Source organism: Sphingopyxis sp. JAI128, assembly GCF_014207235.1.
In the GTDB taxonomy this organism is placed as follows: domain Bacteria; phylum Pseudomonadota; class Alphaproteobacteria; order Sphingomonadales; family Sphingomonadaceae; genus Sphingopyxis.
In genome coordinates this window covers 68919-81504 of sequence record NZ_JACHDA010000009.1, presented here as the reverse complement: position 1 = coordinate 81504, position 12586 = coordinate 68919, and the positions used below count along the sequence as shown (strand labels likewise).

The 12586-nt window shown below is 60.1% G+C and carries 13 protein-coding genes and 1 pseudogene; 3 read left to right on the top strand and 11 right to left on the bottom strand.

The genetic code is table 11. The features are described 5' to 3' along the window. Nucleotides 1-41: 41 nt before the first annotated feature. Entirely contained in the window at nucleotides 42-755 is a 714-nt protein-coding gene (locus HDC35_RS18130) for a tRNA (guanosine(46)-N(7))-methyltransferase TrmB (RefSeq protein WP_184648803.1), read from the top strand. A 132-nt stretch (nucleotides 756-887) separates the two neighbouring features. After that, nucleotides 888-2111: a site-specific integrase gene (locus tag HDC35_RS18125; RefSeq protein WP_184648802.1), complete on the top strand. Its 1224-nt coding sequence runs from the start codon at nucleotides 888-890 to the stop codon at nucleotides 2109-2111. Nucleotides 2112-2222: 111 nt separating this feature from the next. Here HDC35_RS18125 and HDC35_RS18120 read toward each other — a convergent pair whose 3' ends face one another. Together HDC35_RS18120 and HDC35_RS18115 are read right to left on the bottom strand one after the other, a co-directional pair. Continuing rightward, complete coding sequence (locus tag HDC35_RS18120; protein ID WP_184648801.1) at nucleotides 2223-2447, bottom strand: DUF2274 domain-containing protein; 225 nt, start codon at nucleotides 2445-2447, stop codon at nucleotides 2223-2225. A 124-nt stretch (nucleotides 2448-2571) separates the two neighbouring features. Continuing rightward, nucleotides 2572-3054, bottom strand: a pseudogene (locus HDC35_RS18115) (IS110 family transposase); the annotation flags it as partial. Between the two features lie 266 nt (nucleotides 3055-3320). On the opposite strand from HDC35_RS18115, the gene HDC35_RS18110 reads away from it, so the two are divergent. Next, nucleotides 3321-3908, top strand: coding sequence for a winged helix DNA-binding protein (locus HDC35_RS18110; RefSeq protein WP_184648800.1), 588 nt, complete (start codon nucleotides 3321-3323; stop codon nucleotides 3906-3908). A 5-nt stretch (nucleotides 3909-3913) separates the two neighbouring features. On the opposite strand, the gene HDC35_RS18105 is transcribed toward HDC35_RS18110, so the two are convergent. From HDC35_RS18105 to HDC35_RS18065, 9 genes are all read right to left on the bottom strand, one after another. After that, complete coding sequence (locus HDC35_RS18105; protein ID WP_184648799.1) at nucleotides 3914-4117, bottom strand: hypothetical protein; 204 nt, start codon at nucleotides 4115-4117, stop codon at nucleotides 3914-3916. Nucleotides 4118-4209: 92 nt separating this feature from the next. Beyond that, complete coding sequence (locus tag HDC35_RS18100; protein ID WP_184648798.1) at nucleotides 4210-4452, bottom strand: hypothetical protein; 243 nt, start codon at nucleotides 4450-4452, stop codon at nucleotides 4210-4212. Then, nucleotides 4439-4864, bottom strand: coding sequence for a hypothetical protein (locus HDC35_RS18095; protein WP_184648797.1), 426 nt, complete (start codon nucleotides 4862-4864; stop codon nucleotides 4439-4441). Before HDC35_RS18095 ends, HDC35_RS18100 begins: the two co-directional genes overlap by 14 nt. Before the next feature lie 46 nt (nucleotides 4865-4910). Beyond that, a complete protein-coding gene (locus HDC35_RS18090) occupies nucleotides 4911-5279 on the bottom strand; it encodes a hypothetical protein (protein ID WP_184648796.1) in 369 nt (122 codons plus the stop codon). Nucleotides 5280-5312: 33 nt separating this feature from the next. After that, nucleotides 5313-5894, bottom strand: coding sequence for a helix-turn-helix transcriptional regulator (locus HDC35_RS18085; protein ID WP_184648795.1), 582 nt, complete (start codon nucleotides 5892-5894; stop codon nucleotides 5313-5315). A 796-nt stretch (nucleotides 5895-6690) separates the two neighbouring features. Next, nucleotides 6691-7359, bottom strand: coding sequence for a transcriptional regulator (locus tag HDC35_RS18080; RefSeq protein WP_184648794.1), 669 nt, complete (start codon nucleotides 7357-7359; stop codon nucleotides 6691-6693). A 196-nt stretch (nucleotides 7360-7555) separates the two neighbouring features. Further along, nucleotides 7556-8788: an MFS transporter gene (locus tag HDC35_RS18075; RefSeq protein WP_184648793.1), complete on the bottom strand. Its 1233-nt coding sequence runs from the start codon at nucleotides 8786-8788 to the stop codon at nucleotides 7556-7558. Between the two features lie 9 nt (nucleotides 8789-8797). After that, nucleotides 8798-9841: an ornithine cyclodeaminase family protein gene (locus HDC35_RS18070; RefSeq protein ID WP_184648792.1), complete on the bottom strand. Its 1044-nt coding sequence runs from the start codon at nucleotides 9839-9841 to the stop codon at nucleotides 8798-8800. 305 nt (nucleotides 9842-10146) lie between these two features. After that, complete coding sequence (locus HDC35_RS18065; protein ID WP_184648791.1) at nucleotides 10147-12351, bottom strand: TonB-dependent receptor; 2205 nt, start codon at nucleotides 12349-12351, stop codon at nucleotides 10147-10149. Nucleotides 12352-12586: the final 235 nt, after the last annotated feature.

Here is a 12586-nt window from a genome sequence, read left to right as displayed (position 1 = left end):
GGCGCTTGCCGCCCCCGCTTCGCCGCGCTAACGGGCGCGCCATGACTGCGCATAAACCCGGTGACCCGACGACCCTCAACCGCCTCTACGGCCGTTCGAAGGGCAAGCCGCTGCGCGCGGGGCAGCAGGACCTGGTCGATACGCTGTTGCCGCAGATCGCGGTGCCGGAGGTTGGCGAAGTTTCTGCGCCGCGTCTGTTCGGGCAGGACTGTCCGCTCCATTTCGAGATCGGTTTCGGCGGCGGCGAGCATATGGCGGGACGCGCCGACATGCTGCCCGACCATGGCTTCATCGGCGCCGAGCCGTTCATCAACGGCGTTGCCCAGGCGCTGGTCCATGTCGCGGGCGATCATGGTGCGAAGTTGCCACTGGGCAATGTCCGTATCCACCATGGCGATGCGCTGGAGGTGCTGCGGCGGATCCCCGACGGCGCGCTCTCCTTCGCCTATCTGCTCCACCCCGACCCCTGGCCCAAGGCCCGCCATGCCAAGCGGCGGATGATGAACGACGGGCCGCTCGACCTGATCGCGGCGAAGCTGAAGCCCGGCGGCGAGTTCCGCTTCGGCACCGATCACCCGATCTACCTCCGGCACGCGCTGATGGTGATGCGCCGCCACCGCCACCAGTTCGAATGGCTGGCGCAGGATGCGCGCGATTTCCAGGTCCGCCCTGGCGGCTGGCCCGAAACCCGCTACGAGGCCAAGGCTCGCGCGCAGGGGCACGAGGTCTGGTATTTCCGCTGGAGGCGTAAATAAGAGAGCTATAGAGTTGAAAAGGCTAGTTTTTTATAGCCCCTCCCTATGCTATCTTTTCCCCAATTACGCGGCAATTTCCCTCACGGTGATTGCCCGGTGATTGCTGGAAACGCCGTATTGGGAGACCAATTTATGGCACGCGGAAAGATCACGAAACGCTCTATCGATGCTCTGATTGCGAGCAGAGAAAATGACATTCTTTGGGATGATAGCATCAGAGGCTTCGGCGCCAAGCGAACAAAATCTGGCACCGTTTCATACGTCCTGCAATTTCGAATGGGAGGACGAGAATCCAAGACCCGCCGATACACGATCGGCAGCCACGGCTCGCCCTGGACGCCAACCACTGCGAGAGCCGAAGCGGAGCGGCTGTTCATTCTCGTCGCCCAAGGCACTGATCCGGGAGATGCGGAGCGGCAACGCCGTCGTGAGGCGGTCGATCTGGCTTTCGACAATTATGCCGATCGATTTGCGGACGCGTGCGTCGGCGAAGGTTGGAGGCGCCTCGTGAACCGGAGCCTCCGGCTTCATGTGAAGCCGGTATTGGGTTCTAAACCCCTCCCGAAGCTGAAGCGACCCGATATCGTAATGGTCCTTGACCAAATGCCTCGAACTCAGATCGGCAATATCCGAAACGTCTTTGCAGTGATGCGCCGGCTCTTTCGCTGGGCTGTAAGCCGCGGGGACATTGAACGCAGTCCGATGGAGGGGATGGAGACACCGCCCGCCGTCAAGCCTCGCGACCGCTGGCTTTCCGACGAGGAACTTGGTCGTGCCTGGATGGCAGCCCCGCACACACACCCTTGTTTCGGGCCCATCCTTCGTCTGCTGATCGTCACAGGCCAGCGACGGGAGGAAGTTTCGTCGCTTCATTGGGAAGAGCTGGAACGAAAGGAGCTACTCTGGACGCTACCTGGCGAAAGAGCAAAAAATGGCGAGCCCAATCGAATTCCGCTCAACGACCTTGCGGTTGACGTTCTGGATGATGTCGCTGGATCGAAAGTCTGGCCGCGTAGCGGGCGCATATTCGCGACATCGAGAGGCGGACCTTTTACAGGATACAGCAAAGGCAAGAACAAGCTGGACCTGTTGATGTCGAAGGACGGTGGCGAACCGGTCCCGGACTGGAGATTGCATGATTTGAGGCGAACGCTCGCGACCGGATTCCAACGGCTCGGTGTCCGATTTGAAGTGACCGAAGCCGTACTCAACCACGTGGGCGGATCACGCGCGGGCGTCGCTGGCATCTACCAGCGGCACGACTGGAAGGAAGAAAAGCGCGAGGCCATGAAAGGTTGGAATGACCATGTATCGGCCATCATCCGCGCATCGAGGCGCTCCGAGATGACTGCGTAGTTGAATCGCGGAACCGCTCAATCAGATCCACTCGAAGTGGTGGGCCGTCCCTCTTTGCCGAAGCACTCCCTTGTAGCACTAGGGATCAAGCATGCTGATTGAACAGCGAAATCATTGTGCTCGCCGGCGCTGCTTGCTGAATTCCCGGTCGCCCGCGATGAAACGGTCGATCATTGCGGGCAGAATGCGCTCGGGTGGAAGAGGAGCGCCAAGGGCATTGAGACGCGCGTGCACCCGCGCATAGTCCATGATTTCGCGCATCAGCCAACCGGGCAGCTCAAGCGTGAGCTTGACCGGCTTTTCCTCGGCAACAGGTCCGAGTCTTAATTTCGTCATCGGGTTTCTCCGTCCAACGGCTCGAGGATGAGGTCACGGGTCACAAGGACGCGCAGAGCGAAGCCAGGCCGGATCGTGATCGTCGAGGGAAATCGAGCCTCGACTCGCCATCGACGATCTCCCGCGCCATCTGCAGTGCCTTTACGATACCAACCGGGATGGCGACGCCCAGCTCGGCGAGCACGCTGCGCATCATGTTGACCAGCTGCGTGCGCTGCTTGATCAACAGGCTGCGCACACGATGCAGCGACAAGGCCGCTTGCTGCTCGCGCGACTTGATCGGCACGAACCGCATCGTCTGGCGTGTGACCGCTTCGCAGATCGCTTCCGCGTCGGCGGCGTCGTTCTTGCCGCGCTTCACATAGGGCTTCACGTAAGCCGCCGGCATCAGCCGCACCTCATGACCCAGCTTGGTCAGTTCGCGCGCCCAGTGATGCGACGTCCCGCACGCCTCGGCGCCTACCAGGCACGGCGGCAGCTTCTCGAAGAACGGCAGCATCTGCGATCGCCGCAGCGCCTTGCGAATTACGACCTCGCCGGTCGCACTGATGCCGTGAACCTGAAAAACGTTCTTGGCCAAATCCAGGCCGATCGTGCTAATCTCCATGGTGGGTGGCTCCTTTGCTCGGGTTGCATGACAGCAACCCATCTTGGCACCTAGATGCCGTGAGCGGGAGCCATCCACCTCATCCGCTTCGGAGCGCAAGCCGAGAGAAGCAGACATTTGGCGGGACGCCAGTTCATTATGATATGATTGCGGCCAACACTTGCCGCCAAACTGGCAGTAACTTTTTCCGATATGGACCCATAGGCGAGTGATTTCTGCGTCAATTTGAGCCATATTGCCCGTGTCCTAACGAAACGGGGGTGACGATGGGGCCGAACATGGATCGAGATAGGTTCCAGAACGACGCCGGGCACGGCGATCCGATGGAACGAATGGATCGATTGCAAGCCGAAGTGGCGCGAATATCGCACCTCCTCGACGAACTCACCGGGGGCGGGGCATCATCTCCACGCCCGCGCTATTCGCGGAATGCCGGCGCGGATGAGTTGCCCGTTCCATTCCGGACACCGCATAGCTTTGCTCTGCATCCGCGAACTTTCGAGCCCGAGCAAAGGGTTTTGGAGCGACAGCGCGCAAAAGAGGTGCGACGAATGCTGCGCCAGCGCCGGATGCGCGAGCAATATTTCCCGGCAGACATGTTCGCTGACCCCGCTTGGGACATGCTGCTCGATCTTTATGCGGCCCGGCTCGATCGCCAGCCAGTCTCGGTCTCGAGCCTGTGTATCGCGGCTGCGGTCCCCGCGACGACGGCGCTGCGCTGGATCAAGACGATGACCGATGCCGGACTGTTTGTGCGCGAGGCCGATCCGAATGACGGTCGACGAATCTTCATCGCGCTTGCGGATGGAGCATTCAGCGGAATGGACAATTACTTCGAGGCGCTGGACGAATAGAGGCGTCAGTTATCGAAGTGCCGCCGAAAAAGGCGTTCGGTTTCGGCCGGATCATCTTCTTCGCCGAGGCGCGTGTTCAGTATCTCGATCGCCGAATTGAGCTCGATCGCCGCCATCTGCTCGCCGAGCCGGTCGAGCTTCTTCAGCTCCATGCGCAAGCGATCCCGGATTGCCCGGACGGCGACAACGTCCTTCGATGGCTCGGTCATGCAACCCCTTCCCCGGCCGCCCTCAGGCTAGCTGGCGCAGCGAAGGCGCGGAGCATGTAGCAAAGTCCGCCGGGCACGCAAATAGCAAAGCGTCAGCGAAGATCATTCGGATTATAACGCATCTTGGCGGCAAGATGCAGCACGCCACCCGCCATGTGCGCCTCGACGATATTGTCTTCGTGGACGAGGACAGCAAGGACGCGCACGATCGTGGACGGCGGGAAACCTGTCGCTTCTCTTATTGCGGCTATCGATGTCGCCCCCGCGCAGATCGAATTGAAGATTGCGAACCCTTTATGAAAGACCGCGGCCGGGCGAACGCTATGTCCGTTCATGAGTAGTCTTCTCGGCCCGCGCATAGAAAGCTGCGATCAGAATGATCGCCATCTGCCAGTAGGACCAATGTCCTTGAGCTGCCGAATAGGCGTCGGGAACAATCTCGGGGGCAGCGAGCTTGGTCAGATGCGTGGCGCAGGTTATCGTCTGGAACATCGGCAATAACATCGGCCAGTAGCGGCGGCTGACCAAGGCCCGAGCGAGAAACGCAACCAATACGGCCAGATCGATGGCGAGCATCAGCCAGTCGATGCGCTCGAAATATGAACCGGTAAATAGCAATGCTGCGAGCGTCAGTGCGGAGCCCGTAAGCAAGGTTGTGATTGCGAGCCGGCATTCCCGATCTCCGATCCAGAAAACCACCAGCGTGATCCCAACGATCAGCGCGATGTAGACATAGCCCCAGATCATGGTTCATCCCTTCCGGACAATATCCACGACCCGGGGCTTGCCTGACTTAAGCTGCTTCCGAGGATCGCGCGGCGATTGCGGCATCGTCGTTTCGTCCTTCGGGGCGCAATATCTTGCCGGCGTCGCCCGTTCCGACGACGCGGAAATTGCGGAGCCCGATGCCCGTCTTGACCTCGTCCAGCGCCTGATGAAGCGCTACCGCGTGGCTCCGTCCATCGAACAGGGCCGCGACCGTTGCGCCAAGATGGGTATAGGCGTCACTGCCGACGACGGCGGAGAGCTTCGCAGCCGCCTGTGCCTGGGGCATCGCCGACGCGAGTGCGCCGATAGCGACGATGGCGTGGTCGATCGCGGCTTCCGCTTCGAACAGTTTCGCGGCGACTTCATTTGCTGCTTTGCGACGTTCCGTGAGCATATTTCCCCCTTGGCCGTATTCGAGGCGGCCATGTCACGGGTCAGATAGAAACCTCGAAATTCCGAGAACGATGTTCACCAAGCCGCCGAATGCAAAAATGATCGCGATCGTGCCAGCAAAGATGAGCAGCAGTCTTTGTCTTTTCGAAAGCCGGTTCTCACCCGTGAAAAACTTGGCGAACGGACCCGATAGCTTCGGCCAAACACCTCCGTCGCGGGAATCACCAGATTCCGTTTCGTGATGGCGGCGATGTCCGAGATCGCCGGGGCCGTTGCCTTCCCCCGCCGATGCCGCCTTGTCGCCGCTTCCGGAAGTCGAGGAAAGCCCTGCCGTTTGGAGCACCAAATTGGTGGGGGTCGATGTTACCGTATCTTCCTGCGGCGAACTCCCGGCATCCGCGAGCAATTTTGCCGCGAGATAGCGCCCCTTCACATTGAGCTTCACGGCAGCCTGCTTCAGGCAAGTGTCGACATAATTCGGGGACAGACCCAATTCGCGCGCAATATCCTTTGAAGCCTTGCCCTCGTTGACGCGCAACAAACAATCCCGTTCGGTCGCATTCAGCCTCGCGATTCGGTCGAACAATTCCTTATGGGCGGCCTTATCATATACCATCTTGTCGTTTCCCGCCCCTTCCCCGGGTGCGATAATGCCGCCAACCTCATGCTTCAATCAAGCTTTGGTTTACGTCGGGGAAACCGAATATTTGCGGTGCGCGCTGTCATGACGCGAATTGGTCCTGTCGTCCGGCCGGTTCTGGCGCAGCCCCAAAGGCAAGATGACGTTAGGGACGGATTCGGTATCTTTGGAGTGCTCAATCGGCGCAACTTGGCAGTGCAATGTTGCTATTAAATCCGATGCGCGCCGCCTCAAAGGATTTCCAGCCGAGCGGCAATTACCTTCCAGATCGCGACGCCCGCGTCATCACCCGCGAACGCGAGCGCGCCGACGCTCGGCGACAAACGGCGGTGCGGCTTCGCCATGTTGCTTTTCGACAGCGAGGGCACATGCCCAGAAATGCTCGTCGGATGTGAGGGTCACGCCGTGTCGAACAAAGTGCCGATCGCGCCCCATGCCCCATAGAGCATCATGCCGATCGTGAGCAGCTGCGCGAACCAGAATTCCACCAAAAGCAGCATGCTTCGCCGTTTCGGTTTCAGATCCTCCATTACACCTTTATGCCTGCGCCTCAGGCCAATGAGAAGGCACAGATGGCCGCTAGCGGTCAGGCAGCTTTCGGACGCGGCCGTGGCAAAGCGGACGTTCGATCGCCGACCCTCTCGGTGTAAACGAGATGCTCTTGCCGATAACCATGGCTGGCCGGTTGCTTTCATCCCGCTTCTGGACGTTAATCGTAAGACCCGGACGTTGCAGGTAATGGACGAAGCACGCGTCCGCTCCCTCTCCCGCTTCATGCGCTCGCGTCGGCGCCCTCCCCCGTACGCCCGTTGATTTCGGACAGAAGATTGTAGACACTCGCACGGCTAATCTTCATGGCCCTGGCCACGATCATCACCGAATTTCGCGCTTGGAAGAGGCCATCCCTATCGACCTGCGCAATCAGCTCGATGCGCTCCGGGCGGGTCAAATTGTCAATCGGCTTATTGACCCGGATCGAATAGTCGCGAACCAGATAGCTGATATGTTGCTGGATATCCGTTCGGTAAATCGGCTCGGGCCGCTTCATCTCCGGCGAAGCGAAAACGGACATCAGCGCCTGCGCGCGATCCAGAATCGTGACGTCGAGGTTGACGCAAAGGAACCCGATGAGCGCTCCCCCATCGCCGCGCAAACCTGCGGTGATCGACTTGGTGCGACCCTGCGAGGGCAGAGCCTTTTCATACGGTCCAAGAATGGCCTGATCGGCGGGAAACATATCTCCCGCATTGTTCAAATTCGAAAGGTCGCCGGCCTGGCGATCGGTGAAACTATTCCAGATCCGCACGATACGTCCGGTACCAAGGTCATGGAGCACCACTTCGGCGTAAGGATGGAGCAGCGTGGCAATCGCTTCGCCTGTGGCGAAATGCGCGGCGAATGGATCGGACATCGCCGAGTTCGCAACGGCCTGTTTCACCATTGTCATACGCGTTCCACCTGCTTTTCGACACGCACCCGGGACATGGCTCCCCGATGCTACCTGAATCTTCTTTTGGGCAAATTGGTCATTTTGTCAAAGGATGCGGGGCGCCATCACCATGGTCATCGCGCCGCCGATTGGAACCAGATCCGACCTCCTCGCAAGCAGGTCAGCCAATATAATCCGGTGCTTGACGTCACCGCGGACGCTCGCCGGGCAATCGCCGCAAGACGCCCAAGCCGGCGATCAGGGCCAATGCGAGCCCCGGCGCCGCAAGCGCCGGGACCAGATTGGGGGCTACCCCGGCCGAGATCACCAGACCGGCCAGGAGCGGCCCCGCAACCGAACCGGCCCGGCCGACGGACACCGCGGTGCCGACGCCCGCGCCCAGCATGAAGGGCGGGTAGGCCATCGGGCCAAGGGCATAGAGGACAAGTTGCCCCCCGATGACAAAAAAGCCGACGGCGAATACGCCGGGGATGAGAAGTCCGTCGGGGCCGAGAGCGAGTATGAGCAAGGCCGCGACCATGCCGACATAGACCATCATCAGAACAATCCGCGGCCGACCCACATCGACCAGTCTTCCTAGGATGAGGCTTCCCAGAACGGCGCCGCCATTCATGATCAACGCGAAGCGCGCTGCCTCCGCGCCCGAGAAACCCTGCGAAACCAGGAGCGACGGCAACCAGTTGAGCAAGAGGTAGACGACGAGCAGCGTGAAGAAATAGGCAATCCAGAGGCGTAGCGTGACCGGTGCCCGCGCTCCCAACAGCTTTGCGTCGAGGCCGTCGTCAGACGGGCATGCAAAATCATTGGCTGGCCGCTGGATGCTGCGCTTCGCTGCCGGCAGGCCAAAGGCAATCGGGATGAGGAGTAACAGCGGGCCCAATCCACCGACCCAGAACACCATGCGCCATTCAGTGCCGCCGAGAAAGCCGAGCAGCCCACCGGCGGCAGCGCCTCCGATCGGAAGTCCGCAGTACATCAAGCTGAGCGCCGTGGCACGATAGCGGGAAGGCGCGGATTCGGACGTCAGGGCAATCAGGTTGGGGAAGGCTCCCCCAAGGCCGAGGCCCGCCAACAGGCGGACGGCGATCAGAAGGGGGAACGTCGATGCAGCGGCGGTCGCCAGCGAAAAGACCCCGAGCACGAGCATCGACACAAGGAGGACGGAGCGGCGGCCATATATGTCCGAAAACCACCCTCCCAGCGCAGCGCCGATCATCAAGCCGACAGTGCTTGCACTCATGAGGACGCCCATTTCGCCGGCCGAGAAGCCCAGCTCGCGCGCGAGACCTGGCGAGGCGACGCCCATCGACTGGATATCAAGGCCTTCAAACACCGCTATGAGAAAGCAGATGAAGATGACCGTTGCGACGCGCGGCTTATAAGTTTCCATTATCGTCCTTCCGCGGTGTTTGCAGATCACGCGCCGGCTTCAGAACGGGACGCGCGCGACGAGCGCCGAACGGTCCAGGCGTTCATGGATGGCGGCCGCAACCGCAATATCCTGCGCCACATGGCCGAGCGATTTATATACGGTGATCTGCGTCGGGTTCGTACGACCTTCGACCTTTCCGTCGAGCAGTTCGCCAATCTCTCCGCGCACATCCTTAAGACCGGCCCATTTTCGGTCAAGCGCTTGGCGCAATTCGCTCGCTTGCGCGAGCGCATGCTCGCGACAATCGACAAAGAAGCGGCTGAGAGCGACGATTTCTCCTCCGACCTCCTGCTCGTTGCGGGTGCTCGCCCCGACGAGATTTAAATGTTGTCCCGGCTCGAGCCAATCGACGGCGAGGATCGGAGTACTGGCATGGGTTGTCGTGCAGATGATGTCCGCGCTCCTGACTGCCTCTTTTGCCGAGCCTGCGATCACGACATCGTCGAAGTGGCTCAGATGCTGACGGACAAATTCGCGTGCCTTTTCCGGAGAGCGTCCCCACAAGCGAACCTGCGTGATCGGACGAACGAGCGGAATAGCCTTGGCGTGCCACCGGGCCTGCTCCCCATAACCCAGGATCGCAAGCGACGTCGCATCGGTACGCGCGAGGGCGCGCGTTGCGACCGCGCTGGCGGCCGCCGTGCGAAGGCGCGTCAGCGCGCTGGCTTCGATGATCGCGACAATCCGCCCGGTCTCGCGGTCGAACAGCAGCATGACTCCCTGATGTCCCGGAAGCCCGTTGTCGTCGGCATTGTCATAAAGACTCAGCAGCTTGACGCCAAAGAATCCGGAAAGCGCTGCGTTGCCCGGCATGATCGCCAGCCGCGCGCCCGCGTGAATCGGCATTTGCCAGCGCTGCGGTGCTTCGATGTCGCCAGCGGACAGGTCGCGCATTGCGCCGTCGATGAACTCGATTGCCTCAGCCATCGATATCAGGTCGGCAAGTGCTGCCGAATTGACGAGAGCGATCGTGCCCGGCGACATCGTCCCCGCAGCTGGCGGGATCGAAATCGTCTCCGTGCCGCTGCCATGGGCGCTCATCTTTTGCGATCGCCGGTCCGGCCGTCGGCCAATGAACGGATATGTGGAACGACAAGAATTTTTGCTCGCATAGGATATTCAACCAACATCAAATTCTGTCTCAAGGAGCGCTGCCCACGTAACGTTGCCTTCGTTGCTCATATTGCAGCGAGCCGGACGACGGCACGCGACGTCCATCGAATATATTTTGCGAACTTCCGGACATAAGCGGACGGAAAGCGGCAGGCCGGGGCGACGTGTCTTTTGCAACGCCCGAAACAACATTCCGCGGCGACTTCCTTTTTCAAAGTCGCCGCAGCGTCGCGTCAAAATTTTTGACTGAATGTCACTCCTAACGTTCGCGGCTGAACGATACTCGGCTGATAGAAGAAATCCGGATAATAGCCCGAAGACCCTGTCCATGCGCGCCGGTTCGTCAGGTTTTTCACGTAGAAGTTGACCGAGAGATTGTCCTTCTTGATCCCTGCGTGAAGCCCGATCATTGTATAGGATGGCAATGGGAAGCGCGTCAGATCGAGGACGTTGGAGGTGTAGGAGACCTCGCCCCCGATCGTGGCATCGAGATTGCCCACGGCAAAATTATAGTCTGCCGACGCGAGCGCCCGCCACTTTGGAACATAATACAGCCGGTCGCCGTCGAGAACGCCGGTGGCGGCATTGTCCTCGGTGAAACGCGAATCAGTATAGGAGACATTTCCGCTCAAGGTCAGGCCGCGCACGGGCATATAGCTCGCCAGCGCTTCGAAACCCCGGCTTCGCGCGGTCCCCGCATTGCCGCTGACGATCACCATATCGATTGGAATGAGCGTCTGGATATCCGACCAGTCGATCCAGAAGCCGGACAGCTCGGCAGAGAAACGCCCGTTCAGACCCGTCGCCTTCACGCCCGCTTCGTAGCTCCAAAGCGAATCCGACGTATAGAAATCTGCAAACCCCGGAGGCGCGCCCGGCGGCACACCGCGCGAAGCGCCGGGCCTGTAGCCGCTCGCGGCCCGGGCATAGAAGAGGATATTGTCGGTCGCCCGCCAGCGCAGTCCTGCGAGAAACGTGTCGGCATCTTCGGAAATACTGTACGCTGACGCGCTTTCGCCGAATAGAAGGCCAGAATCGCGGCGCGTGCCTTGTTGATCGATGCGGGCATGGCGATAGCCACCCGTCAGATCGAAATCTTCGGACAGATAGACGGTCGCGTTGACGAACGCGGCATATTCGTCGAGCTGCCCGTTGCGTTCAGCGAGGCCGAGGGGATCTTGCGTCGGGTCCGGGCGGAAGTCGGGGCCCATGAATTCATAGGCCTGGACGTCACTCAGCTTTTCATGAGTGTAATAGCCGCCGACGATAAATTCCACCGCACCAAGCCGGCTCGAGTTGAACCGCAGCTCTTGCGTAATCTTGTCCGTCGCGTGCCTTCTCCCATTATTGGAGAAGGGGTTGTCGAGCGCGACACCGAAAAAGCCGTTGTAATATTCGGTAAAGTCGGTGGAATCCTTGGGCCGACTTTGCGAAAAGCTGGTTGCGGATATAAGCGTGCCCGCGCCGGATTCCCACTTGATCTCAGCTGACAAAAGCAGGTTCTTCGCGGAGAAGGGTTCGGGCACATAGCGACGCTGCGACAGGTCCCTGTCGCGCGGCTCGAGCGTGTTCTGGTCGAGGTCGATTACTGCGAGACCGCCGTATTTCGACTGCTGATAGAGACCGGTCAGGGCAACCGAAACAGTCTCTACCGGCTTGAAAAAGAGTGAACCGCGAACACCCCAGGCGTCGCCCTTGTTGATATCGCGGCGGCCGAGTTGCAGGTTGTCGATATAACCCGCGTCGCGGCGATAATAGCCGCTTACGCGAACAGCCGCCTTCCCCTCGACGAGCGGGGTCGAAAGCGAGGCTCGCAGCTTCGTGCCGATATCGCCGCCTTCGACGACATAAAAATCCTCCGAGGCTCGAATTTCGGTGTCGGTCAGGCTGGGACGGCGCGTCACATATTTGATCACGCCGCCCATCGACGATGCGCCATAGAGGGTTCCCTGCGGCCCCTTCAGGACTTCAACCCGTTCTAGGTCGGCTGGGTCCAGATCGACCGTGTAGAAGTTCGACCGCACGGTAGAACTGGATGCGCCGACCGGGATCTCGTCGATATAGGTGGCGGTGGCAGCAGAGACATTTTGCGACGAGACACCGCGGATCTGGACCACGCCCCAGCCAGCCGCGCCCTGTGACTGGATCGAGATACCGGGTATGAGCGCAAGATAATCCTGCAGGCTGGTTGCGCTGCGCTCCTCAAGCTTGGCGCCGGACACCGCGACGACCGATCCCCCGACGCGGCTCACGCGTTCTTCGCGCTTGTTTGCCGTGACGACAATGTCGGTCGCGAGCGCCTCATCTGCGGATGGCGCCTCCTGCGCGGTGGCGGACGGTGCCCACATCGAAGCGGCGATCAACGCCGCGCTCGCGACGCCGACATGTCCGCCCAATTGGCTGGTCTTGATCTGCAGCTTGCGCACGTTTGTCCCCATCGTCTTGACTCCCCAATGCCGTATATCGAGGACATGCGCGCCAATGCGGTTTACGTCAATACTAAATGGACAATTTGTCACGCTCGGCTGATGATCTGCCTACAATGCATAAAAGGTCTCAATATCTTGAAATAAATAGATATTTCTGAAGTAACAGCTCATCCCGGCGCATAACCGGCGAGATAAATCACTGTAAAGCGTCTATACCTGACATAATGTCATAACAATTTTCTGA

Bases quoted from the DNA above. Each gene is read 5' to 3' on its own strand.
- HDC35_RS18130 (WP_184648803.1), top strand. From the start codon at position 42: ATGACTGCGCATAAACCCGGTGACCCGACGACCCTCAACCGCCTCTAC.
- HDC35_RS18125 (WP_184648802.1), top strand. From the start codon at position 888: ATGGCACGCGGAAAGATCACGAAACGCTCTATCGATGCTCTGATTGCG.
- HDC35_RS18120 (WP_184648801.1), bottom strand. From the start codon at position 2,447: ATGACGAAATTAAGACTCGGACCTGTTGCCGAGGAAAAGCCGGTCAAG.
- HDC35_RS18110 (WP_184648800.1), top strand. From the start codon at position 3,321: ATGGGGCCGAACATGGATCGAGATAGGTTCCAGAACGACGCCGGGCAC.
- HDC35_RS18105 (WP_184648799.1), bottom strand. From the start codon at position 4,117: ATGACCGAGCCATCGAAGGACGTTGTCGCCGTCCGGGCAATCCGGGAT.
- HDC35_RS18100 (WP_184648798.1), bottom strand. From the start codon at position 4,452: ATGAACGGACATAGCGTTCGCCCGGCCGCGGTCTTTCATAAAGGGTTC.
- HDC35_RS18095 (WP_184648797.1), bottom strand. From the start codon at position 4,864: ATGATCTGGGGCTATGTCTACATCGCGCTGATCGTTGGGATCACGCTG.
- HDC35_RS18090 (WP_184648796.1), bottom strand. From the start codon at position 5,279: ATGCTCACGGAACGTCGCAAAGCAGCAAATGAAGTCGCCGCGAAACTG.
- HDC35_RS18085 (WP_184648795.1), bottom strand. From the start codon at position 5,894: ATGGTATATGATAAGGCCGCCCATAAGGAATTGTTCGACCGAATCGCG.
- HDC35_RS18080 (WP_184648794.1), bottom strand. From the start codon at position 7,359: ATGGTGAAACAGGCCGTTGCGAACTCGGCGATGTCCGATCCATTCGCC.
- HDC35_RS18070 (WP_184648792.1), bottom strand. From the start codon at position 9,841: ATGAGCGCCCATGGCAGCGGCACGGAGACGATTTCGATCCCGCCAGCT.
- HDC35_RS18065 (WP_184648791.1), bottom strand. From the start codon at position 12,351: ATGGGGACAAACGTGCGCAAGCTGCAGATCAAGACCAGCCAATTGGGC.